We start from the raw sequence: 20,338 nt of genomic DNA, 5'->3' as shown, positions 1-20,338 counted from the left end.
GCCAGCGGGAACCGGCTGTCAGCCGGCGACGGCCAGCGGTCGGGGACGGCCGCCCATGTGGGGGGTGGGATGAGCCGGGGCAGCATCACCCGGACGGGCCGGTCGACGCCGACCGGCCGCTGTGATTCCGGTCCGTCGGTCGAAGCGGCCGGCCGACGCGGGGTATAGGACGATGTCGGCCGCCGTGGCTCTCCCGCGCGGAAACAGGCCGGGAAGTGCGGGAAAAGGCCCGTGGACGCCGCTGGCGGGGGCCTTTTCGTGCCTCGGTTGGAATGTGGTTCTTCTCCCGCGTCCGCGACGCATCGAAATGGCGGTATGGCCTGCCCGGGTAACAGCGCACCGAACCGGTGGCAGGTTCGCGATAGGAACGATCCGACGGGCGGCGGCCGCCCGCTCATGTCGGCTGTACGGAGGACATGTGGATGCGCGCGACGAGGATGTCCAGGCGTCGCAGGACCAGGCCCTCGACGTGCAGGGACCGCCGAGCGGGCTGACCACCCGACCCGCGCCGCTACGACCGCACGACCCGCGGCTGCTGGGTGGAGTACCGGATTCTTGGCCGGCTGGGCGAAGGCGGCATGGGCGCGGTGTTCCTTGGCCGCGGACGGGATACCGGGCTCGTGGCCATCAAGGTGATCCGAACGGAGATCACGCGCATTCCCCGTTACCGGGAACGGTTCTGCCGGGAGGCCGCGGCGGCCAGTCAGGTGGCGAACTGCTGCACCGCCGCGGTTCTTGACGTCGCCCGCGACGCGTCCGGCGCGCTGTACCTGGTCAGCGAGTTCGTCGACGGACCGACCCTGGCCCAGGCGGTCGCCGCGCGCGGCCCACTGGGAGCGGTCGAGGTCGAGCGGATCGCCATCGGTGTGGCCGCGGCGCTGAGCGCCATGCACAGTGCGGGACTGGTCCACCGCGACCTGAGCCCCGCCAACGTGCTGCTGTCCCCGCTGGGACCCCGAGTGATCGATTTCGGCCTGGCCCGGGTGTCGGACGACGCGCCGCGGGGCCCGCGGGGCCGGATCGCCGGCACGCCGGCGTTCATGTCCCCCGAACAGGCCAGCGGCCACCGGGTCCGCAGCGCCACCGACATCTTCGCCTGGGGCGCGCTGGTCGTGTTCGCCGCCACCGGTGAACCGCCCTTCGGCAACGGGACGGCCGCCCAGCAGATGCGCCGCCTCCAGTGCGACGACCCCGACTTCGACCGCGTCGACACCGCGCTGGGCGCCGCGGCGCTGGCCACGATCGTCCGCGTCGCGATGCGCCGGGAGTCCGCCGTCCGTCCCAGCGCCGACGACCTGCTGCGGCACCTGGTCCGAGCCGAGGACGCGCTCGCCGCGGTGGGACCGGCCACCGCCACGCCCATGTCCACCGCCACGCCCATGTCCACCGCCACGCCTTCGGCCACGCCGCCCTCACCCACGCCCACGGATGCGGCCCCCGCGACCTCCTCGTCCGCGGCCACGGCTTCGGACTCCGCCCCGGACGCGGTGGCGGGGCTGGTGAGCGTGATCGAGATGCCGGTCGTGTGCAGGACGACACCGGTGACGCCCACGACCCTGCCGGACGTTTCCTCCGTCCTGGTCGCCGCCCTGCGCCGTGGTGGTGACGAGGAGGTTCCCGCCCCTCCCATCGCTACATCGGACGCCTCGGACGCCTCGGAGGCATCGGACGCATCGAACAGATCGGGGGCGACGGAGGCGAACCTCGATCCCGCGGGCATGCCCGCACCGCGGGTGCCGACCGTAACCGCGGCGCACCACCGCGGCCCTCTCGGTGCGCCACATCAGCTGGGCCGCCGTCCGGCCGGTCCAGGGGCGGACCAGCCGGACGTGGCCCGTTCACCTTCGTCGCCCGTCTGGCGGCCCAGGCCCGGAGAGGCGCCGACGGGCGGGCCGTCACCTTCGATCACCGGGTCGTGTTCCTGCCCCGCTCCCGTCTCGTGCGCGCCACCCGGTCGGTCCAGGGGGCCGATGCCGCACAGCCAGGCCCACCCGCGCCCGGGGCGGGATCGACCATGCCGTCCCCGGTGGCGACCGGTCCGCTCCCGTCGCCGGCTCTCGACGGCGTTGTCCCGGCGCCGAGGCCGGCACGGGCCCGCGAGTGGAACGGGCCGCCGACCGCGGTCCTGCTCGAACCACTGATCGATCCTCGACGCGCCGAACGGTCCGAAGAGTCCGAAGGGTCCGAGCGCGGCAGCGGTCGGGAGGGTCGCACGTGGCGGCTTCCGGTCATCGTCGCGCTGGCGATGCTGGCCGCGGCGGTGATCGCGGTGTTGATCGTGGTGCTGGCGCACCTGCGTCCGCACTCCGGAGCGGACCGGGCGACGGCGACGGCGACGGCGACGGGACCAGGTTCGGTGCCCTCTGGCCAGCACGGGCCAGGTGGGCCCGCCAGCACGGTCGCATCCACCGCACCGACTGCTCCTGCCCCCAGCCGCGCGGACGGCCGCACCGCCACCCCCGCTGCGACCACCGGCCTCGACCGCCAGGTAGCCGCCACCCCGACGCACGCCGAGCACGCCACGCCCACCCCCTCGGCCAGTCCCACCCTGGGCACAGGCTCCGCACCGTCCACTGACCAGCGCACCTCGGATGACCGCACCCAGACGGCCGGCGGCCCCGGCACCTCCACCGGCCCCGGCACCTCCACCAGCTCTGGTACCTCCGCCGGCTCTGGCAGCACCGGCGGCACCAGCCCGGCCACCGGCGGCTCCGGCGCGGGCGCCGTCATGGTGGCGGATGTGCGGGGCCGTGATGTCGCGAGTGCCGAGTCGACCCTGCGCGCCGCGGGGTTGGGGACCGCGCGCCGCATCGCCCGCACGGACCAGTTCCTCCCGGGCACCGTTCTCGATCAGTCGCCGTCCGCTGGCCTGGTCGCGCCAGGCACCGTCGTCACCCTCCTGGTCGCTGCCGGGCCCGGCTGACCGGTGGTGCGCCACGGTGGGCTGGTCCCCACGGTGGGCTGGTCCCTCACGGTGGGCTGATCGCCGAGGGGCCGGGCGCTGACGGCCGCGGGTGTGTGCTGTTCGCCTCACCGGATCACGCTGGCCCGCCAAGGCGCACCGCTCATTCTGATCTGTCCTGAGCTCCTCCAGCGTGATCGGTCCGGGAGCGCCGCCCGCGGTGGCGGCCTCGGACCGATCACGCGTCGACGGCAGGTGGGTGGGAGGCCACCGTGCGCCGCCCAAAGGTGACGGCGTTTCATCCCTTCTATCGAATCTCTGCCAGGTGGGGAGCGCTGGCCGTGCCGGCGGCGCCGTGTCCGTTTCGTCCGGTCGGCGGGTGCGGCGAGCGCGCCAGCCTGACGCGATGGCTGGCGGGAGAGGGGCGTGCGGCGTGCGGTGGTGCTCACCGGTGGCAGAAGGTGTGACGCGGGCGGATGGGAGGACGCGGCGGGAGTGCGTGGGCGGTGTGGGTGAGCGGGGGGCCGGGGTGTGTTTCGGCGAGTTCCCAAGACGTCCAAGGGTGATGGGGTGCGAGCGCGTAGGCGGGATGGGGGTCGTGAGAAAGCGGCCGGTGCGGTGGTGGCGGTACGGACGGGTGATGGGGGCGCCGGTCCGTGTGCTCCATCCGGGCGTGTCACGAGGGCCGGGCAGCAACGGTCAGGAACAGTGCGAAGAAATGCCGGAACCGGCACATTTTGTTAGCATGCCGCTACCCGGGGGGGGAGAGAGACTGCGGTGGGAGGGGAGCTCGCTTGGACGACCTGGATCGCGCCCTGTTGCGCCTGTTGCAGCAAAACGGCCGAAGAACCAACCGGGATCTCGCTCTGGCGACCCGGGTGGTGCCGTCCACGTCGCTGCAACGTGTGCGTTCGCTGATCGAGCGCGGCATCATCAGTGGATTTCGCGCTGAGCTCGACCTGGCTGCCATCGGGCGGCCGGTGCAGGCACTTGTCTCGGTTCGGGTTCGACCCTCGTCACGTGCGACGATGGACGAATTCCGGACCTGGGCCAGTGGGCTGCTGGAAACGGTCAGTGTGTTTACCACGGCGGGTGCCGCCGATTTTCTGCTGCACGTCGCCGTGCCTGATGTGGAAGGGCTGTACGGACTCGTTGTCGATCGGATCACCGAACGGCCCGAAGTGAACGACGTACAGACGAATCTTGTTTTCGATCATCATCGCACGTCCGCCTTGGAACCGGTGTATCCGGCCGAATAACCGCCGGGTGGTTCGCCCAACCGATCGGTTGGCCCACGGATCAGCCGTCCGTTCGGATGGTCGGCCGTCGGTCCGGGGGACAGGTCGGTCGGCCACGGTCTGGTCGGCGGGTTCGCCGGCTGGACGTTCGGCCGGTGCGTTGATCGGCGCATGGACGGGGATCCTCGTGTGTGGTGGGGGCGCACTACGCTGCTGGCGTGACCTCGCGGACGCGGATCGGCTTCGATGCCGACGTGCTGCTCGCGGCCGCGACCGCGGCTGCCACCGCTCCGATCGCTCCGATCGCTCCGATCGCTCCGATCGGGCGTGGTGACGGTGCTCGTGGTGGCGCCGCTCGGGGCGCCGGTGGCGGGGCCGGCGCCGCTCCGCGCCGGGAACTGGCCCGTGCCTACCGTGAGTTGTCGGAGCGCTATCGCGGCGGATCGGACACTCCCGAGGACGCGAGGCTGACCGACGGCCATGTTCGGGCCTATCTCGCCGCCCGACTGCCGGCGACACTCGCGGTCAGCCGGGTGGTGCTGGCCGAACTCGCCGACCGGCGACCGCACTGGCAGCCGCACAGCCTGCTCGACCTGGGCGCCGGGCCGGGCCCCGCGACCTGGGCGGCACTCGAGGTGTTCGGGGAGATCACCGGCGTCGACCTGGTCGAACGTTCGGCCCGGATGATCGCCGCGGGTCGCGGCCTGGCGCGGCTGGGCGCCCCCGGGCCGCTGCGCACCGGGGCGCGTTGGCACCACACCACGGCGCAGGTGCCGCCGGTCGGTGTCGCCGCGGATCTCACGGTCGCGTCCTATCTGCTGGGTGAGCTGCCCGCCGCCACCCGCGGTCCGGCCGTCGCCGCCTGGTGGCGGGCCACCACGGGTGCACTGGTCATCATCGATACCGGAACACCCGACGGCTATGCCCGCATCCTCGCCGCCCGCTCGGCGCTGCTCGCCGACGGTGCGACGATCACCGCGCCGTGCCCGTCCGACGGGGCCTGCCCACTGCCGGACGGTGACTGGTGCCACTTCGCCCGCCGGGTCGAGCGCAGCGCCGTGCACCGGGCGCTCAAGGACGCCGAACGCGGCCACGAGGACGAGAAGTTCGCCTATCTGATCGCCTCCCGCGGCCTGCCGGCGCACGCCCCCGGCCGGCTGCTGCGCGCACCGCGGGCGCACGCCGGGCACATCCGACTCGCCCTGTGCGTCCCGGAGGGACAGCGGGAGGCCGTCGTCGCCCGTAGCCGCCGCGACGCCTACGCCTGGGCCCGCCGCGCCCGCTGGGGCGACCCCGCCCCCGGATCGGTCACCGACCCGGCCGCCCCCACCGACCCGGCCGCCGGGGGACAGGCACCCCGGACCGTCTAGATCATCGCTGGCCCGATCGGACTAGCGCATCCCGCGGCCGTCGGACATCCATGGCACCGACCAGCGTGGACATGGTCGGAACGAGCGGCACCATTGAGGGACACCCCGGTACGAGCGGTAGTTATCTCCCAACTACGCTGTGATCGCATTCCGGGCAGGGACAGGCTGGTTCGGGAGAATCCCGCACCGGCCGTGCCGGGGAGACGGGGGAGATGCGGGCATCCTCACTCGCGCCGGGGTCGGCACCACCGACTCCGAGACCAACATCGACATCGACCCCATCGCCGCCGCCGCGGCCGGCCGGCGACCGTCGGCGGGGCGTCTCGGCGACAGCCGGGGCGGCGAGGGCGCTGGCCAGCAGATGGCCATGGTCGCCGGCGGCGGGCCTGGTGGCGCTGCTGTGCGTGGCGTCGTTCACCGCGAGCCTGGTGTTGCAGTCGACGCTGCTGCGGTACGGCTCCGGCGACGCCGACGAAGCCGCCTACGTGCTGCAGGCCAGGATGCTGGCGCACGGCCGGCTCACCCTGGACGCCGCCACGATGGAGCCGTTCTTTCGCCCGTGGCTGACCGGCGAGCGCGACGGCCACCTGTTCACCAAGTACCTGCCGGGCTGGCCGGCGCTGCTGGCCCTGTCCCAGCTGCTGTTCGGCACCATGATCGTCGCACCGGCCGCGGTCGCCGCCGGCTGGGTCGCCAGCACCTACCTGCTGGCCCGTGAACTGCTCGACGACACGGCCAGCGCCGTGCTGGCAGCCGGGATACTCGCGGCGAGCCCGCTGGTGCTACTGCACACGGCGCTGCCCCTGGCCTACGCCTGCGGTGCCGCGACGCTGACCGCCGCCGCGGCCGGGTTGCTGCGCGGGGCGCGTACCGGCAGCCGGGGCGCGCTGGTCGCCGGGGGCGCCGCGGCCGGGTTCGCGTTGCTGCTGCGCCCCTACGACGCGGTTCTGGTGCTCGCCGCGGTGGTGGTGTTCGCGCTGGTCCGGCTGCGTCGAACGCCCCGGGTGGCGGTGCGGCGCACCGGCTGGGCGCTGCTCGGCGTCGCACCGTTCGTCGTGCTCCTGCTCGCCTACTGCGCCTGGGTGACGGGGTCACCGGTGCGGATGCCGCTGTCGGCCTCCGACCCGCTGGACCGGTTCGGTTTCGGCCCTCGGCGCATCCTGCCGAGCGAGCCGACGTTCGCCTTCGGGCGGCGCCTGGCGGTGCGGGCCACCTGGCAGACACTCACCGCCGCGCCCGGCTGGCTGTTCGGCGGACCGCTGCTGGTGGCGTCCGCCGCCGTCGGGGTGCTCGTGCGGCCGCGGCGGGCGCAGCGCCTGCTGCTGGTCGCGATGGCCGCGCTGGTCGTCGCCGGCTACCTGTTCTGGTGGGGGACGGCGTTCGCGCTGCCGGGCGTCCGCGACGGTATCGGCCCGCACTACCATCTCGGCGCGGTCACCCCGGTGGTCATCCTCGCCGCGGACGGGGCCCGCCGGCTGTGGGCGCTGGCGGCCCGCGCCCTGGCCCGTGTCCTGAGCGCCTCGCCCGTGCGGCGGATACCCCCGGCCTGGCGCGGGATGCCGCTGGCCCGAACGGGGCAGACGCTGATCGCGGTGGGTACGGTGGCGGTGGCCGTCCTGCTGACGCTGGGGCCGCTTCCCCCGAAGCTTGCCGGCCAGCGCTGGGTCAACGACCACGACGCGCTGCTGCGCGCACTGCTGCCCGAGCGGTTTCCCGGGCCCGCCGTCGTCGTGGTCACCCCGGACCGGCCCAGCCGCTACACGCAGGTGCCCTACCAGGTTCTGCGCAACGACCCGGGGCTGCACGACCGGGTCCTGTACGCCGCCGACCTCGGTCCGCGCACCGCCACCCTCGGCGACCGAATGCCCGGACGCGACCTCTACCGGCTGCGGCCGGCGGAGATCGTCGACCCGGCGGCGTTCGCCAGCTACGTCGGCTCCTTCACCGCCCTGCGCCAGATCCACGGTGGACGGCTGCGCCTGGACGTCACGCTGCCCCCGACCGGACCAGCCCTGCCCCGACCGGGCCAGCCGAGCCAACCGAGCCAGCCGGGTGCGTCGGTGTACGTGCGGGTGGGATCGACGGCGGCGGGGGCCCGCGACACCGTCGTGCACGCGGGCCACGGCGCGGCCCCGGTGCTGTCGGTGGTGCTCACCACCGGCCCGGCCGGCCCCGGGGAGATCAGGGTGGACGACGACCTGCCCCTGGACGTCGTCGTCGGGCTCAGCGTGCCCGGCCCCGACGGCACGGCCGCCTGGGAGGAGCGTCTCCCGCTGGCCCGCCGCGCCGGCACCGGTGCGCTGAGCATGCTCGCTCCCGGAACGGGCTGGCGCTGGGTGCCCCCACGGGCGAAGGAGGGTTGGCTGCCCGCGCGGGTGGCCCAGGCCCTCACCGTCTCCGTCACCGCGGTGGCATCCGACATCCCCTGAACGAGCCATGGGCACGATTACCCCTTGCGGCCGGTTTCGCGGTGATCGGCGTCACTGGAGGCACCACCAACGGTGGGCCAGAGCACATCGCGCGGCCTAGCCGGCCCGGGTGGTGGTCGGCGGCGGCGGGTGGGTGGCGGCCCCGGACACGCGGTTGTCCGCCTCCGGCGGGGCCCGCCAGTTCACCACGGACATCCGCGATGAGCTGCGGCGCGGCAGCTTGTCCGGGACGGCGTGCCCGCACCTGGCGCCGCCCGGAGAAGGGCCGCCGCGCAGGCCGCAACGGCCGCGGCTGGGACCGGTGGGCCTCCTGCACCGGGACCCTCGGACTGTCTACGGCCCAGCCCATAGGGGCCTATACCCGGCGAAACCGGGACCGATCCCCGCCTAACGTTGATCGTTGTGCGGGTCCTTCGGGCGGCTACGGCCGCGATCGTGATTGTTGCCGGACTGCTGTCCGCCGGGTGCGCCGCAGACACGGGCGGGCCGCTCTCCGAGCGCGCCCTGCCGGCGAACCGGGTCGCGGCCACCGCGGCCGAACCCACGTCGTCTCCCGAACCCGCCGACGCCGCCACCCACGTCGACGCGTCCACCCCGGCCGCGGCGGCGGACAGGACCACCTCGACCGCCGCGGCGACACCCGACCGGGCCACGGCGCAGGACCAGCCCCGGTCGGCCAGCCGGCCCTGGTCGGTCGGCGAGTCCCAGCCGGCCGGTGCCTCTGGGCCAGCTGGCGAGTCCGGGTCGGCCGACGTGTCGGGGTCGGGCGGGTCGGTGCACACGCCGATCGCCGCCAGGCAAGGGCCGGAGGCCACCGAACCCGGCGCGGTCACGACGCCGGCGGGAGCGCCGTCGCCCGGCGGTCCCACGATGCCCGGCGGATACGTCGGCGCAGGCACGGCCAGCGGCCCGCAGGGGACCGGGGCTACCGGGACGCCGGTGCCGTCCCCGGCGGTGCCGTCCCCGTCCCCGGCACCGGCGAACTGTGGGTCGACCAGGGTGCGCACCGTCGAGGACGCGCTGCGCCTGGTGACCGAACCGGCGGGTTGCCCGGGTGGCGTCAACACCTTCTGGCAGGAGCAGCTCGGGAAGGCGTGGACCACCCCGAAGATCATCTCCTACCACAACGGGCAGGCCCCGGACGACGAGTGCGGCCGGCAGGCCGACCCGGACCAGTTCGCCGACAACGCCCTCTACTGCACGCTGGACGGCACCGTCGCCTACAGCATCGAGTTCATGAACGACCTGGCCGCCGCCGGCGGCCCCAGCTACCCGCTGTTCGTGCTGATGCACGAACTGTCCCACCGCGGCGACCGGATCGGGAAGAACCTCGGGGTCGTCCCCCGGGCGGAGGAGAACCAGGCCGACTGCTTCGCCGGCCGACAGACCGCCGCCGCGCGCGAGGCCGGGCTGCTCGAGATGTCGGACGCGCTCAGCGGCGCGATGCTGTTCTTCTCCCTGGGTGACACCCGCGGCGGCTGGTTCAACCAGGAGCCGGCGACCGCCCCCGACGCGCACGGCAGCCCCACCCAACGCGCCCAGGCGTTCAGCTCCGGCTATCTGCGCGACAACGCCGCCTGCCTGCGGATCGGCCAGTCCGAGACCGGCGACGTCTGACCCGCGCCTGACGGCACAACGGAGCGGGCCCCGCCCCCGGCCGTCCGCACGGGCGGACGGTTCGGGGGACGGGGCCCGGTCATGACGCGAGCGTGCGACCCGTGGGTCAGGGAGCCTGGAAACCGGCCTTGGTCAGCACCGCCTGCGCGGTGGGCGAGGTGATGTAGGTCACGAACGCCGTGGCGCCCGCGGCGTTCTTGCCGCCCTTGAGCGTGGTGATCGGGTAGTCGTTGATCGCCTTCGCCGACTCGGGGAACTCGATGCCCTTCACCTTGCCGCCCGCGGCGATGGCGTCCGTGCGGTAGACCAGCGCGGCGTCGACCTCACCAAGGGTGACCTTGGACAGGGCGGCCTTCACGTCCTGCTCGAGGGTGACCGGAGTGATGGTGACTCCGGCGGCGGTCAGGGCCTTCTTCGCGGCCGCGCCACAGGGCACCGCATCCGCGCACAGGGCGACCTTCACACCGGGCTTGACCAGGTCAGGCAGGTCGGTGATGCCCTTGGGGTTGGCCGCCGGCACCGCGATGACCAGCTGGTTGCGCACGAAGACCTTCGGCGCCGCGGTGTTCTGCCCGGCGTCGGTGACGGTCTTCATGGTGGCCGCGCTCGCCGCGGCGAACACGTCCGCCGGAGCACCGGCGTTGATCTGCGTGGCCAGCGTCGAGCTGCCACCGAAGGAGAACTTCACGGTGGAGCCGGGGTTGGCGGTCTCGAACTGCTTGCCGAGCTCGGTGAACGTCCCGGTCAGCGACGCCGCCGCGAACACCGTCACGGTGCCGGTGACGCCACTGGAGGAGGCGCTGGCCGACGGCGTCGTCGTGGCCGCCGTCGTTCCGTCACTGCCGCTGCTGCCGCACCCGGCGACCAGAAGGCCGGCGCTGGCCATGACCGCGAACGCCGTCCTCATCCTGCTGAATCTCACGTAGTCCCGTTCCTTCGCCCATGACGGATCGCCCCCACCCCAGGGCGCGGTCGACCGTCGCACTGAAAAAATCCATGGTCTGTGGACGGTCGGCCGGCCCGAACCCGCTCAGGATGACGGGCACCCCGAGGCATTCGAGTCGGTCCACGGCGACACCGTCGTCACCCCGATCGCCGGCCCGACCGACAGTCGTCGGCCGGCGCCCCCCGCTCGCATCTGCGGATTCCCCCCTGAGTGGAGCTCCTTGGATACGAAACTTGTCGCATGATAGTGCCGCATCTGAGTAACCGAAAGGTGGGGGTGCTGTGACGCGTCCGTCGACGCGTACCGCCGGGGACCCGAGTGACCTGGACCGACGGCCGCGGCGGACGGTCCGTGACGCATTCGCCAGGACCGGCGAACAGTGCACGGCGGATCGGGCCCGGCCCGGCACCTACCATGTCGAGATGGCCGCGGTGAACAGTGAGCAGCGCACCGGGCAGCGGGCGCCGGGCTGGTGGGGCAGTGACAGCGCGCTGCTGGACGACGAGGAGGCCCGTCGACGCCTGGTCGAGGCCACCCTGCGCTGCCTGGTGCAACGCCGCGACGGCCGCATCCGGGTGGAGGAGGTCGCCCTGGAGGCCGGCGTGTCCCGCTCGACGGTCTACCGCTACTTCCGCGGCCGCGACGACCTCATCCTGGCAGTCCTGCTCGGCCGGATCGAGACCACGATGGCCACCGTGCTGGGGTGTCTGCCGCGGCGTGACGACGCGTCGGACTCCCTGTGCGAGATCTTCCTCGGCGTCGTCACGCAGATCAACAGCGACGCTCCCGACGAGGCGATCTTCGCGGAGGGCAGCCGGGTCATCGCCGAGTCCCTGCGGGAGGGCGGCGGGCCGATCGTCGACGCCGTCACCGGCCACCTCGAGCCCCACCTGCGGCGATGGCAGGCCGACGGGCAGCTCTACCCCGACCTCGACCTGCGCGAGACCGTCCTGTGGCTGATCACCGCTGGCGGCGTCGCGGCGCGGCCGCCCTGGTCCACCTGGTCGCCGGCCAGGCAACGGCGGTTCGTCGCCCAGCACGTCATCCGCGCCCTCGTCACCCCCCGCTGATCCACTGGTCCGCTGGTCCGTCCAGACGTGGGGACGCGGGGGGTGTATCCGTCCCGTGGTGCAGTTGTCGCGGCTGGTGGCGCGGCTCGGCATAGTCGGGGACACGGAACGAGTGCCACGAGCGGCACCCGCCCCACCCACGCGAAGGGACGCCGCGATGAGCCGGGACGTCGTTGTCATCACAGGAACGGGCGGGATGGGGCTTGCCATCGCCCGCCGACTCGCCTCGGGCCGCACCCTGCTGCTCGCCGACCGTAACGAGTCGGCGCTGCACGCCCTCGCGCAGGACCTCCGTGGCCAGGGCCATCAGGTCGTCACCCGGACCATCGACGTCACCGACCGCGCGTCGATGGCCGCGCTCGCCGCCACCGCCACCGAACTCGGCCGGCCCACGCATCTCGTGCACACCGCCGGGGTGTCGCCGACCCAGGGTGATCCGGCGACGATCCTACGGGTCGACCTGTACGGGGTCGCCCTGTTCCTCGACGAGTTCGAACCGGTCGTCGGCCCCGGCGCGGCCGGCCTCGTCGTCGCCAGCACCGGCGGGCACCTCATCGCGGCGCTGCCCCCCGCGCACCAGCGGGCCGTGGCCACCACCCCGAGCGATGACCTGCTCGACCTGGACGTCCTGGCGCCCGCGGCGATGCGCGACTCGGGCCGTGCCTACGCCGTCGCCAAGCAGGCGACCCTCATCCGGGTTCGCGCCGCCGCCCTGGCCTGGGGCCGCCGCGGCGCCCGACTCAACACGATCAGCCCCGGGGTCATCCTCACCCCGATGGGCGCCGCGGAACTCGCCGGCACCTGGGGCGCCAGCATGGCCGCGCTGACCGAGGCGGCCCCCGCCGGCCGGGTCGGCACCCCCGACGACGTGGCCGACGCCGCCCTGTTCCTGCTCAGCGACCAGGCCCGTTTCGTCACCGGCACCGACCTGCTGGTGGACGGCGGTAGCGTCGCCCTCGCCCAGAGCCAGGCCGGCTGACCCCCGCCCCGCCCCGCCCCGCCCCGGCGACAGGCACCCGGCGACCGGCACCCGGCGACACGCACTACCCCGAGTGGCCGGCCGTCGCGCGTTGGACGCTCGCGACCATGTCGGGGTAGCGGCGGGTGCGCGCACCACCATCGACGCCGTACAGCGAGCCGGAGACGAACGACGACTCGTCGGAGGCGAGAAAGTACACCACGTTCGCGATCTCGTGGGCCTCGGCGTAGCGACCCAACGGCGCGTTCTCGACGAACTCGTCGACGATGCCGGGCATCTGCCAGGCCGGGGTGGTCATCGAGGTCCGCACCAGACCGGGGGCGATCGCGTTCACCCGCACGTTGTACGGCCCGAGTTCCATCGCCGCGACCTCGGTGAGCGCCACCACCCCGGCCTTCGCCGCGCAGTAGGCGGCCACCCCCCGACCGGGCTGGACCGCGTTCAGGCTCGCGACCACCACGATCGACCCGCCGCGTCCGGCGGCCCGCAGCGCGTGCCCGCCGTGCTTGACGGTCAGGAACGTGCCGGTGAGGCTCACGTTCAGGACGCGCTGCCAGTCCGCCAGCGGATGATCGGCGACTTCGGACAGGAAGCCGATGCCCGCGCTCGCGACCACGACATCCAACCCGCCGAAGGTCGCCGTGGCCCGCTCGACCGCCCCGGCCACGTCCGCCTCGACCGTGATGTCGCAGCGCACACCCACGAAGGACGCGGACCCGAGCTCCTGCTCGAGCGCGGCGAGCCCGGCCTCGTCGATGTCGGCACCGATGACCTTCCCGCCCTCGGCGACGAACCGGCGGGCGCTCGCCGCCCCGATACCACTCGCCGCACCGGTCACCACCGCTGTCCAGTCGCTCCGCGCAACACCCATCGCCGAATCCTCCGCCCTTTCGCGCCCATCCATCCACAGGTCGGCCTGTTTCGGGCCCTCGTCCGGACGCTAGTGGAAATCGTCCCCACTCGTTGAGCGCGCGCGGGTCCCGGTGAAAGACTTGATGTGCGGGTGGTGTGCTCGGTGGGCGACGAAGGGGTGGGCATGGCGGTCTCAGGTGTGGGCGTATGGAGTGCACAGCTGCACTACGGGGACGCGGCGCGGGCCGCGGAAGCGGCCGCCGAACTCGAACAGCTCGGCTACCACGCCCTGTGGATACCGGACATGGGCGGCGGCACCCTGTTCGACGCCGCCGAGCGTCTGCTCGCCGCCACCAGCCGGGTGACGGTCGCCAGTGGCGTGCTCAGCCTGTGGAACTTCGAGGTCGCCGACGTCGTCCGCGGTCGCGCGGCGCTCGAAGCCGCCTACCCGGGCCGTTTCCTGCTCGGTATCGGTGTCAGTCACGCCATCGCCGTCGACCACGGTGACCCCGGCCGGTACCGACGTCCCGTCGCCGCGATGGAAGCCTTCCTGGACGCGCTCGACGCCGCCGAACCCGCGGTCCCCGCGGCCAACCGGGTCCTCGCCGCGCTGGGCCCGCGGATGCTCGGCGTCGCCGCGAAACGCTCCGCGGGCGTCCACAGCTACCTGGTCACCCCCCAGCACACCGCGGCCGCCCGCGAGGCCGTCGGCGCCGGCCCGCTGCTCCTGCCGGAGCAGACGGTGATCCTGTGCGCGGACGCCGACGAGGCCCACGAGATCGGCGGCCGGTGGCTGCGCGGCTACCTCTCCCTGCCGAACTACGCCAACAGCCTGATCCGGCTCGGTTTCACCGCCGAGGAGGTCGCCGAGGTCAGCGACCGGGTCTTCGACGCCATGATCGCCTGGGGGGACGAGGAGGCGATCGCCCGCCGCGTCCGCGAACATCGCGACGCCGGCGCCGACCATGTCACCCTGCAGGTCCTCACCGCCGACCAGCAGGCCTTCCCCCTCACCGAATGGCGCCGCCTGGCTCCCGCCGTCGTCTGACCCGCCGTGCGCTGACCGCGGTGGCGCGGCGGCCGCCGGGTACATCGTCATCACAGGGGCCCGACCGTACGATCCGGGCATGCGGGTGCTGGTGGTCGAGGACGACGAGCGGACCGCCGCGTTGCTGCGCCGGGGCCTGATCGAGGAGGGCTACGCCGTCGACCTGGCGGCGGAGGGTCCCGAGGCGGTCTGGCGAGGCTGCGAGGTCGACTACGACGCGATCGTGCTCGACCTGATGCTGCCCGGCCTCGACGGCTTCGAGGTGTGCGCCCAGCTGCGCGCCCGGGGCCGATGGGCGCCGGTGCTCATGCTCACCGCCCGCGTCGATGTCGACGACCGCATCCGCGGTCTGGACGCCGGGGCCGACGACTACCTGCCCAAACCGTTCAGCTTCGGCGAGCTGACCGCACGGCTGCGAGCGCTGGTCCGCCGCGGCGCCGACCAGCGCCCCGTCATCCTCACCGCCGCGGCGGTGCGGCTCGACCCGGCCGCCCACCGGGTGTGGCGACACGGCGAGCCGGTGGATCTCTCGGCGAAGGAGTTCGCGCTGCTGCACCTGCTGCTGCGCCACCCCGAGCAGGTCCTCACCCGCACCTTCATCATCGACCACGTCTGGGACGACGCGTTCGACGCCACCTCGAACGTCGTCGACCAGTACGTCCGCTACCTGCGCCGCAAGCTCGACGATCCGGGCGCCCCCTCGCTGGTGGAGACCATCCGCGGCGTCGGTTACCGCCTGCGCATCCCCCCGGCCACCGGCCCGGACACCCCCCCGGGCCCGGGCCCGGTCCCGGGCACCGCTTCGGCGTCGGGATAGGCGCGGCGTGCCGCTTCGGGTCCGCCTGACCGCCCTGTTCGTCCTCGGCACGGCCCTCGCCCTGTTCCTCGCCGGCATCCTGTTCTACCTGCTGCTGCGGGCGAACCTGCGGGACGCGGTCGACTCGGACCTGCGCACCCGGGTGGACGTCCTCGCCGCCCGCACTACCGACCGCTACCCCGCGGTCACCGCCGCGACCACACCGGGCTCGACCACACCGGGCTCGACCACACCGGGCTCGACCGCGCTGCTCGCCGGCGCGGGCCCGATCGCGCAGATCCTGGGACCGGACGGCCTCGTCCTGGCGGCCACGGCCGACGCCGGCCAGACCCCCCTGCTGGACGCCCGCACCCTGGCCACGGCCCGCACCCGGGCCCTGCTGACCACCGTCCGATCCCGCCCGGGGATGGAACCGGACGGCCGTCTCCGCCTGGCCACCGAGCCGGTCACCGTGCCTGGCACAGGCTCGGCCGCTACCACCGGGTCGGCTGCCGGCGGGCCGCTGGTCGCGGTGGTCGGGACGTCCACCCTGTACAGCGACCGGGCCGAGGATCGGGTCCGCAACGTCATGGTTGTCGCGACGGCACCGCTGGTCGCGCTGTCCGGGCTGGCCGCCTGGCTGCTGTCCGGCGCGGCGCTGCGTCCGGTCGAACGGATGCGACGTGATGCCGCCGCGCTCGCCGCCGCCGAGGACCACGCCAGGACCCCCGGCCCGCCCGCACCACCCGGCCCGCCGGTGCCCTCTGGTCCCTCCGGTGCCCTGGCGCTCGCCGTACCGGCCACTCGCGACGAGATCGCGGCCCTTGCCCGGACGATGAACGACCTGCTCGCCCGGCTGCACGCCGCCCGCACCCGCGACCGCGCGTTCATCGCCGACGCCGGCCACGAACTGCGCACCCCCCTGACCGTGCTACGCGCCGAACTCGAACTCGCCGCCCGCCCCGGACGCAGCGTCACGCAACTGCGCGCGGCGATCTCCGGTGCCGCCGAGGAGACCGAACGGCTCATCCGTCTGGCCGAATCCCTGCTCACCCTGGCCCGGATGGACGGTGGTCACCTGCGCCGCGCACCCGTGGCCCTCGACGAGATCGTCCTGCGCGCCACCCAGGCCGCCGCCGGACTCGCCACCTCCCGCGACGTGCACCTCACGATCATCCGGGAACCACCCGTCCAGGTTTCGTCCGGGCCGTTGGTCGAGGGTGACCCCGACCTGCTGCGCCAGTGCGTCGACAACCTGCTCACCAACGCCCTACGTCACGCCCCGGCCGCCAGCACCGTCGATCTGACCATCGGGCCCACCACCCGGTCGGGCCAGGCCGGCGTGCGACTGACCGTCCGCGACTGGGGGCCGGGCTTCCCGGGGACGTTCCTCCCGCACGCCTTCGAACGGTTCCGCCGGGCCGACGCCGCCCGCGGCCGCAACGACGGCGGCACCGGACTCGGTCTGGCCATCGTCGCGGCGATCATCGCCGCCCACGGCGGATCGGTGACGGCCGCCAACCATCCCGACGGCGGCGCCGTCCTGACGATCTGGCTTCCCCGCGAGGGGACCCGGGTCGCCGCCGCGGGAGCCGGCGGCCGCGCCGGGGGAACCGCACGTCCGGTCAGGGGCGTTGATCGCGACGCAGGGGATGATCACCGGGAATCTCCACGATGACGATGGGGACACCGTCCGGGTCCGCGAGCCACATCTCGTCCAGCCCCCATGGTTCCCGCCGCGGCGCACGCGTGATCGCCACCCCGGCCTCCACCAGCCGTCGATGCTCGCCCGCCAGGTCACGGACCTGCAACCACAGACCTGGCCACCGCGCGCCGTCGTCGCGGCCGTCGTCGCGGCTTCGTCCGGCGACCTCCAGCAGGCCCTGGCCGAGGAAGTACACGACGCCCGGCTCGTCCGGCGGGCCGAACTCGCGGTACACCGCGAGCCCGAGGATCCGCCCGTAGAAGTCGTGGCTGCGTGCCGGGTCGACCGGCCTGATCAGAATGCGGCTACCGAGAACCTCCACCCCTCCAGTGTCACCGCCGACCGCCTGCGCCGCCCGCCATCCTCGTGTGGAGGTGACGGGCGGGGCGGCTACGGGAGTGGTTGCTGTCGGGGTCCGAGCAGGCTACCCAGCACACGGGGCCGCACGCCCAACCGGCGGCCGAACAGCGGCTGCATCCGTGGTGGCGGGTGATGTGCCTGACCGGCGTCGACTACTTCTCCACGCTGGGATACCAGCCGGGTATCGCGGCGCTGGCGGCCGGTGCGGTGAGTCCGATCGCGACCGCGGTGCTGGTGCTGGTCACGTTGGCGGGGGCGTTGCCGGTGTACCGGCGGGTGGCGAAGGACAGCCCGCACGGCGAGGGGTCGATCGCCATGCTGGAGAAGGAACTGTCCTGGTGGAAGGGCAAGATCCTGGTTCTGGTGCTGCTGGGGTTCGCGTGCACCGACTTCCTGATCACGATCACGCTGTCGGCCGCCGACGCCACGGCGCACATCCTGGAGAACCCATACGCGCCGCACGCGCTCGAGGGGCATCAGGTCATCGTCACGCTGGTGCTGCTGACACTGCTCGCCACGGTGTTCCTGATCGGCTTCACCGAGGCGGTCGGGATCGCGGTCGTGCTGGTCGTGATCTACCTGGGGTTGAACGCGGTCGTCGTCGCCGACGCGCTGGTGAAGATCGCCACGCATCCGCACCTGTTCGACGACTGGCACGCGCTGCTGGTCCAGGAGCATCCGGACCCGTTGGCGCTGATCGGCTTCGCACTGATCGTGTTCCCGAAGCTCGCGCTCGGACTGTCCGGTTTCGAGACGGGCGTGGCGGTGATGCCCCTGGTGCGCGGGGACGCGGGTGACACCGAGCGGCGTCCGACCGGACGCATCCGCGGCGCCCGCACCCTGCTCACCGTCGCGGCGTTGATCATGGCCGTGTACCTGATCACGTCCAGTCTCGCGACGACGCTGCTCATCCCCGAGCGTGCGTTCGAACCGGGCGGCGAGGCCAACGGGCGGGCCCTGGCCTATCTGGCCCACGAGCAGCTCGGGGCGGCCTTCGGCACCGTCTACGACGTCTCGACGATCCTGATCCTCTGGTTCGCCGGCGCCTCGGCCCTGGCGGGACTGCTCAACCTCGTCCCGCGCTACCTGCCCCGGTACGGGATGGCGCCGCACTGGGCGCGCGCCGTGCGACCGCTGGTCCTGGTGTTCACCGCGATCGGCTTCGCCGTCACCGTGATCTTCGGTGCGAGCGTCGACAAGCAGGGCGGCGCGTACGCCACCGGGGTACTGGTGCTGATCACGTCCGCCTCGCTGGCGGTGACACTCGCGACGCTGCGGCGCGGGCAGCGCCGGTCCGCGGTCGCCTTCGGCGTGATCGCCGCGGTGTTCGTCTACACCACCATCGCCAACATCATCGAACGTCCGGACGGCCTGATCATCGGTTCGATCTTCATCATCGCGATCCTGCTGGTGTCGTTCGTCTCCCGGGCGCTGCGCGCGTTCGAACTGCGGGTCACCGGCGTCCGCCTGGACGACACCACCGTCGCCTGGGTCCGCGAGGCCGCCGCCACCGGCGGACTGCACCTGGTCGCCAACGAACTGGACGTCGGGGACGCGGCCGAATACGCCGACAAGGCGCGCAAGGCCCGTCGGGAGCTCTACGTCCCCGAGGCCGTGCCGCTGCTGTTCCTCGAGGTGAGCGTGCCCGACTCGTCCGACTTCGAAGGCGAACTGGACGTCCACGCTGTCGATCGCTCGGGCTACCGGGTGCTGTGCGCGACCAGCACCTCGGTGCCCAACGCGATCGCCGCGCTGCTGCTGCACCTGCGCGACACCGCCGGGGTGCGCCCGCACGTCTACTTTGAATGGACCGAGGGCAACCCCATCCTCAACTTCCTGCGGTTCCTGTTCTTCGGTGCCGGGGAGGTCGCCACCGTGACCCGCGAGGTGCTGCGTGAAGCCGAACCCGATCCTGCTCGACGCCCCTTCGTCCACGTCGCGTGACGCCGCCCCGCCGCGTGACGCCGCCCCCTCGGGTGGTGTGACCGTGGTCGCGTGACGTCGGCCGTGTCGTCGTCGTCGGTGTCATCGTCGTCCGGGTCGTTGGCCGGGTCATCGTCGGAGGTACCTGGGCGGGCCCAGCGGTGGCGTCGCACGCATGACGCGCTGTCGGCGGCGGCGATCAGCCTGTTCCTCGATCGCGGCTTCGACCAGGTGTCGGTCGCCGAGGTCGCGGCCGCCGCGCGGGTCACCAAACCGACCCTGTTCGCCCACTTCCCGGCGAAGGAGGACCTCGTCCTGCACCGCATCGTCGACCATCGCGGCGAGGCGGCCCGGGTGGTGGCGCACCGGGGCGACGCGAGGACACCCCTGGACGCGCTCGAGGCCCACCTGCGCGCCGGCCTGGACCGCCACGAACCGGTGACCGGCCTGAACGACATCCCCGAGGTCCTCGCCTTCCACGGCATGGTCTTCGGCACGCCGAGCCTGCTGGGACGGGTCGCCCGCTACGCCGACGCCGACGAACGCGCCCTGGCCGCCGCGCTCGTCGAGGCGTGCCCCGAGGCGGGTGAGCTCACCGCCCGGCTGGCCGCGGCCCAGATCGTCGTCGTGCACCGGGTCCTGGCCCGGGAGAACTGGACGTACCTGTCCACCGGCATGTCGGTCACCGCCCGTCACCCCGCCGCCGTCACCGCCGCGGTGAGTGCCTTCGCCGGTCTCCGCCGCGCCTTCCCCGACTACGCCTGACCCACACCCCGCTGCGTTCGGTAAACTTTACCGGGTAAAAGTCTGAGGGGGTGGACGGTGCCGGACACAACAGCCATGCCGACCGTCGGCGGCGCCGACCTGGCCCAGCCGAACGACGTGGCCCAGCCGAACGACACACCGCTGGACGACCCCGCGGCCGCGGCGACTCTGGCCGCGGACCTGGCCGCCGAGCGCGACTATCTGGAACGGGGTCGCCGGGCCCTGCACGGCATGCGCCAGGAGGCCGAGCACACAAAGACCGCCGAGGGCGATCCCGTCGGCGACAAGGCCACCAACGCGTTCCTGCGCCAGGCCCGCCGACGTCGGATCGCGAGCCT

Annotated in this window: 17 protein-coding genes and 1 pseudogene; 15 read left to right on the top strand and 3 right to left on the bottom strand. The window is 73.3% G+C overall.

Annotated features, from left to right (window positions below; all coding sequences use genetic code 11):
- The first annotated feature begins 578 nt into the window (after window positions 1–578).
- The 6 genes from G6R24_RS08390 (at window position 579) to G6R24_RS22100 (ending at window position 9,556) form a co-directional block, all read left to right on the top strand.
- Window positions 579–2,141, top strand: a complete 1,563-nt coding sequence (locus G6R24_RS08390) for a serine/threonine-protein kinase (protein ID WP_244957188.1) — start codon at window positions 579–581, stop codon at window positions 2,139–2,141.
- Window positions 2,142–2,245: 104 nt separating this feature from the next.
- A complete protein-coding gene (locus G6R24_RS23245; protein ID WP_163548583.1) occupies window positions 2,246–2,923 on the top strand; it encodes a PASTA domain-containing protein in 678 nt (225 codons plus the stop codon).
- Window positions 2,924–3,696: 773 nt separating this feature from the next.
- Window positions 3,697–4,161 (top strand): Lrp/AsnC family transcriptional regulator, encoded by a 465-nt coding sequence (locus G6R24_RS08380; protein WP_163548582.1) that lies wholly within the window; start codon window positions 3,697–3,699, stop codon window positions 4,159–4,161.
- Between the two features lie 197 nt (window positions 4,162–4,358).
- Entirely contained in the window at window positions 4,359–5,510 is a 1,152-nt protein-coding gene (locus G6R24_RS08375) for a small ribosomal subunit Rsm22 family protein (protein ID WP_163548581.1), read from the top strand.
- 389 nt (window positions 5,511–5,899) lie between these two features.
- The gene (locus tag G6R24_RS08370) at window positions 5,900–7,939 is read left to right on the top strand and encodes a DUF7846 domain-containing protein (RefSeq protein WP_225438279.1); all 2,040 of its coding nucleotides are present in this window, start codon (window positions 5,900–5,902) and stop codon (window positions 7,937–7,939) included.
- Between the two features lie 402 nt (window positions 7,940–8,341).
- Complete coding sequence (locus tag G6R24_RS22100) at window positions 8,342–9,556, top strand: neutral zinc metallopeptidase (RefSeq protein ID WP_225438278.1); 1,215 nt, start codon at window positions 8,342–8,344, stop codon at window positions 9,554–9,556.
- A 106-nt stretch (window positions 9,557–9,662) separates the two neighbouring features.
- Here the strand turns inward: G6R24_RS22100 and modA are convergent, their stop codons facing one another.
- Complete coding sequence (modA, locus tag G6R24_RS08360) at window positions 9,663–10,328, bottom strand: molybdate ABC transporter substrate-binding protein (RefSeq protein ID WP_225438277.1); 666 nt, start codon at window positions 10,326–10,328, stop codon at window positions 9,663–9,665.
- 7 nt (window positions 10,329–10,335) lie between these two features.
- On the opposite strand from modA, the gene G6R24_RS22095 reads away from it, so the two are divergent.
- From G6R24_RS22095 to G6R24_RS08350, 3 genes are all read left to right on the top strand, one after another.
- Window positions 10,336–10,482 (top strand): hypothetical protein, encoded by a 147-nt coding sequence (locus tag G6R24_RS22095; RefSeq protein ID WP_225438276.1) that lies wholly within the window; start codon window positions 10,336–10,338, stop codon window positions 10,480–10,482.
- Between the two features lie 301 nt (window positions 10,483–10,783).
- Window positions 10,784–11,572, top strand: coding sequence for a TetR/AcrR family transcriptional regulator (locus G6R24_RS08355; protein WP_225438275.1), 789 nt, complete (start codon window positions 10,784–10,786; stop codon window positions 11,570–11,572).
- A gap of 157 nt (window positions 11,573–11,729) precedes the next feature.
- Complete coding sequence (locus tag G6R24_RS08350) at window positions 11,730–12,551, top strand: SDR family oxidoreductase (RefSeq protein ID WP_163548579.1); 822 nt, start codon at window positions 11,730–11,732, stop codon at window positions 12,549–12,551.
- A gap of 64 nt (window positions 12,552–12,615) precedes the next feature.
- Here the strand turns inward: G6R24_RS08350 and G6R24_RS08345 are convergent, their stop codons facing one another.
- Window positions 12,616–13,422: an SDR family NAD(P)-dependent oxidoreductase gene (locus tag G6R24_RS08345; RefSeq protein ID WP_163548578.1), complete on the bottom strand. Its 807-nt coding sequence runs from the start codon at window positions 13,420–13,422 to the stop codon at window positions 12,616–12,618.
- Window positions 13,423–13,587: 165 nt separating this feature from the next.
- Here G6R24_RS08345 and G6R24_RS08340 point away from each other — a divergent pair, with 165 nt between their 5' ends.
- The 3 genes from G6R24_RS08340 to G6R24_RS08330 all read left to right on the top strand — a co-directional run bounded on the left by G6R24_RS08340 (window position 13,588) and on the right by G6R24_RS08330 (window position 16,925).
- Window positions 13,588–14,451: a TIGR03620 family F420-dependent LLM class oxidoreductase gene (locus G6R24_RS08340; protein WP_163548577.1), complete on the top strand. Its 864-nt coding sequence runs from the start codon at window positions 13,588–13,590 to the stop codon at window positions 14,449–14,451.
- 79 nt (window positions 14,452–14,530) lie between these two features.
- Complete coding sequence (locus G6R24_RS08335) at window positions 14,531–15,268, top strand: response regulator transcription factor (protein WP_163548576.1); 738 nt, start codon at window positions 14,531–14,533, stop codon at window positions 15,266–15,268.
- A 7-nt stretch (window positions 15,269–15,275) separates the two neighbouring features.
- Complete coding sequence (locus tag G6R24_RS08330) at window positions 15,276–16,925, top strand: sensor histidine kinase (RefSeq protein ID WP_163548575.1); 1,650 nt, start codon at window positions 15,276–15,278, stop codon at window positions 16,923–16,925.
- On the opposite strand, the gene G6R24_RS08325 is transcribed toward G6R24_RS08330, so the two are convergent.
- Window positions 16,873–17,274, bottom strand: a complete 402-nt coding sequence (locus tag G6R24_RS08325) for a VOC family protein (RefSeq protein WP_163548574.1) — start codon at window positions 17,272–17,274, stop codon at window positions 16,873–16,875. The two genes, G6R24_RS08330 and G6R24_RS08325, sit on opposite strands and share 53 nt — an antisense overlap.
- A 170-nt stretch (window positions 17,275–17,444) precedes the next feature.
- On the opposite strand from G6R24_RS08325, the gene G6R24_RS08320 reads away from it, so the two are divergent.
- The 3 genes and pseudogenes from G6R24_RS08320 to G6R24_RS08310 form a co-directional block, all read left to right on the top strand.
- The gene (locus tag G6R24_RS08320) at window positions 17,445–19,256 is read left to right on the top strand and encodes an APC family permease (RefSeq protein ID WP_225438274.1); all 1,812 of its coding nucleotides are present in this window, start codon (window positions 17,445–17,447) and stop codon (window positions 19,254–19,256) included.
- A 51-nt stretch (window positions 19,257–19,307) separates the two neighbouring features.
- Window positions 19,308–20,000: a TetR/AcrR family transcriptional regulator gene (locus tag G6R24_RS08315; RefSeq protein ID WP_476695807.1), complete on the top strand. Its 693-nt coding sequence runs from the start codon at window positions 19,308–19,310 to the stop codon at window positions 19,998–20,000.
- 57 nt (window positions 20,001–20,057) lie between these two features.
- Window positions 20,058–20,338, top strand: a pseudogene (locus G6R24_RS08310) (hypothetical protein); the annotation flags it as partial.

The sequence above is a fragment of the Candidatus Frankia nodulisporulans genome, from assembly GCF_902806475.1.
GTDB lineage: Bacteria > Actinomycetota > Actinomycetes > Frankiales > Frankiaceae > Frankia > Frankia umida.
Note: the sequence above shows the minus strand (reverse complement) of the source record. Positions and strands in the feature narration are given on the sequence as shown.

Bases quoted from the DNA above. Each gene is read 5' to 3' on its own strand.
- G6R24_RS08390 (WP_244957188.1), top strand. From the start codon at position 579: ATGGGCGCGGTGTTCCTTGGCCGCGGACGGGATACCGGGCTCGTGGCC.
- G6R24_RS23245 (WP_163548583.1), top strand. From the start codon at position 2,246: ATGCTGGCCGCGGCGGTGATCGCGGTGTTGATCGTGGTGCTGGCGCAC.
- G6R24_RS08350 (WP_163548579.1), top strand. From the start codon at position 11,730: ATGAGCCGGGACGTCGTTGTCATCACAGGAACGGGCGGGATGGGGCTT.
- G6R24_RS08345 (WP_163548578.1), bottom strand. From the start codon at position 13,422: ATGGGTGTTGCGCGGAGCGACTGGACAGCGGTGGTGACCGGTGCGGCG.
- G6R24_RS08340 (WP_163548577.1), top strand. From the start codon at position 13,588: ATGGCGGTCTCAGGTGTGGGCGTATGGAGTGCACAGCTGCACTACGGG.
- G6R24_RS08335 (WP_163548576.1), top strand. From the start codon at position 14,531: ATGCGGGTGCTGGTGGTCGAGGACGACGAGCGGACCGCCGCGTTGCTG.
- G6R24_RS08320 (WP_225438274.1), top strand. From the start codon at position 17,445: ATGTGCCTGACCGGCGTCGACTACTTCTCCACGCTGGGATACCAGCCG.